At 67.2% G+C, this 296-nt stretch carries 1 pseudogene; it reads left to right on the top strand.

Annotated elements, in window-relative coordinates:
• Positions 1-296: pseudogene (locus NE591_RS14750) on the top strand (succinate dehydrogenase/fumarate reductase flavoprotein subunit); the annotation flags it as partial.

The following is a 296-nucleotide window of genomic DNA, read 5'->3' as shown; positions in this document are numbered from 1 at the left end:
AGATCGAGCGTTTGGAGGATCTGCGCACCCGTCAGACCGACGACCCCATCCGCCCCATCACCGTGCGCCGCAGTATCCAGTACGCCTGCGCCCAGGCCGCTCGCCCCTCCCGTCCCACGGAGGTGCTCGAGGAGGCCAAGGCCGAGCTCGATCGCATCATGACCGAGGACGTGCCCCGCATGGCCTGCGCCGACGACAGTCTGGTGTACAACGCCGACTGGAAGGACGCCATCGAGACCCTCAACTTGCTCGATCTGGCCCGCCTGTTCGTGTACGCCTCCCTGGAGCGCCAGGAG

Origin of the sequence: Adlercreutzia sp. DFI.6.23 (genome assembly GCF_024462535.1) — a bacterium.
Classification (GTDB): domain Bacteria; phylum Actinomycetota; class Coriobacteriia; order Coriobacteriales; family Eggerthellaceae; genus Adlercreutzia; species Adlercreutzia rubneri.
Note: the sequence above shows the minus strand (reverse complement) of the source record. Positions and strands in the feature narration are given on the sequence as shown.